Source organism: Oleiagrimonas sp. MCCC 1A03011, assembly GCF_003267965.1.
Classification (GTDB): domain Bacteria; phylum Pseudomonadota; class Gammaproteobacteria; order Xanthomonadales; family Rhodanobacteraceae; genus Oleiagrimonas; species Oleiagrimonas citrea.
In genome coordinates, this window is record NZ_MSPY01000022.1 from 1 (window position 1) to 2,310 (window position 2,310).

Sequence of the window (2,310 nt, forward strand, 5' to 3'; positions counted from 1 at the left end):
GCCTGAAGGCGAGATCGAGCAGGCACTCGCTGGGATATGGGAAGAGCTGCTGGGTGTGCAGAGGGTAGGGCGTCACGATAACTTCTTCGAACTGGGCGGCCATTCGTTGCTAGCCATGCAGCTTGTAAATAAAGCAAAGAATCATGATATCGAGCTGCAAGTAAATGACCTATTTCACAAGCCTTTGTTAAAGGATCTAGCCAGCAGAATTGCAGAAGAAGACCCTTTAATCGAAGAAGCTCGAGCGATTCCAATTCGTAGAATTGGCACTGAAAAGCCGCTATTCTTTGTGCCATCGGGTACCGGTGACTACACTTATGCATTCGAGTTAGCCAAAGATATAAGATTCAGTTGCCCGATTTATGCATTGCCCTGGTGCTACTCTAGCGAGATGGTGGCTATGGCTATAGAGGGGATGGCTGCCCAGGCAGTGTTGATGATTCGAGCAGTCCAGCCACATGGTCCTTACTCTCTCGCAGGCTACTCATCGGGTGGGGTATTAATTTATGCAATTTCCCAATACCTATTAAGTATAGATGAAGACGTATCTTTTGTTGGGCTGATTGACGTTGGCTTGCCATCTGATGTGTCAAGATTAATAAGCACAAAGCAGTTGCTATTTGCCGCGCTTGAGTTAAATGATAACCAAAAAGCCATGGAAGTTTTTTTAGGCTTGCCCGACGATCTAACGATCTCGGCACTGATCAAGGAGGTGAAGCAGCGTGGGCTATTGCCTATCGATGCCGAGATACAAGAGATTGCCAGTGCATTAAATAGAATTGTTGATTTCTCACTTGCTGCTCAGGCCTATCATGTGCCGTCCTTACCGATAGAGATTCACCAATTCTATGCGGAAGAACTTTTGCAAAATTATCAAGAGCACCGACGTGGCACCGAATTCAAGGGCGCTAGCCCCGACAACCTTTTCACATCGGATGTATTTGAGCCAAGCTTAGGTTGGGAAAGAGTATTACCAAAAGATCAGATTCAGACAGTTCCAATCCCCGGGAACCACTTCACTATGATGACGATGCCAAATAACCGTTCAATTTTAGGCAGCCGTCTTTCCAGCGCTCTCGCCAATCTTAGGCAAAAGCAAGCTGTTCCGAAGCGCTCTTTCGATCCTTTGGTCCCCCTACACTCTACATGCGGTGATAAAGCTCCTGTCATTTGTGTGCCTGGGGCGGGAGACAGTGTGACAAGCTTCATGGACTATATTGATGCGCTAGGGGAGGGGTGGCCCATTTATGGCTTGCAACCACGCGGAATTGATCCAATTGATCAGCCGCATGGCAGCGTGGAGGTTTCTGCTATGTGCAACCTAAAAGCTATTGAGACATTGACTTCTGCCGGTCCAGTACATCTGCTAGGTCATTCATACGGCGGTCAAGTAGCCTTCGAGATGGCTCGTCGCCTGCAGGAAAATGGTTATACCATTGCGTCCTTAACTTTGGTTGATAGCATGCCTCCAGAGCCAAAAGATTCAGTTATACGCAATGTGAGCCAAATGGAAATATTAGAGGGGTTTCTGGATGCAATTAATCTGACGATGAACCTATCGCTTCACATTGACAAAGCAGTGCTCACATCAGGTAAGGTGGAACGTTTCCTTCACGACCTGCATGCAATTATGCTTAAAGAGCAGCTCTTGCCCCGCCAAAGTAGTCCGAAAATTCTTCAAGGTCCATTGGCGACGTATGCTGCCGCGCGCCGTTGCATCTATTCCCCTTCCTCTATTTATAATGGAAATGTTCTATTAATACTCGTTCGAGACACAGAGCTGGATTTCAACGCTGACAGGAAAAGACGCGAGGACCATATTGATCAATGGTCACGCTGGGCTACGGGGCTGAGCGTTTGGCAAGGGCCAGGAAATCACTTTTCAATTTTGCGGGCACCTCACATATTAGATCTAGCTAAACATTGGCGAGAATGGGTTGACTCAAAGTAAGAGTTTAATCGACTGGGGCTCCTATGTATTTAGTATAATTACGGTTTATTCTTATTGGAGGTGTCATGAAATGTAGTCTATATGCAGATTAATTCTGGGTAGAGGAAGTTCGCTAACTGACCGAGATGGGGTTAAAAAGAGGCGTTTGCGCAGCTGTTGGTCATTAACAGTTAGTATGCATGGTTACGAAAGTATGATGGGAAGGCGTCGTACAACTGGCGAGACTTAATCAAGGCTAGATTCTATCCTGTCTGTCTCGGCGGACGGTTGGGTTAAGCGTAGGCTTCCCCGTCAAGCAGACATTTCAAAAGTAGAGCTCTTGGCGGCTCGTTGCCGGTACTCGACGGGCGTCAGATCGC

The 2,310-nt window shown here is 47.2% G+C and carries 1 protein-coding gene; it reads left to right on the top strand.

Annotated features, from left to right (window positions below; translation table 11 throughout):
- A partial coding sequence (locus tag BTJ49_RS15130) for an alpha/beta fold hydrolase (protein WP_146742384.1) occupies nucleotides 1–1,951 on the top strand: 1,951 nt, incomplete at its 5' end.
- Between the last annotated feature and the right edge of the window lie 359 nt (nucleotides 1,952–2,310).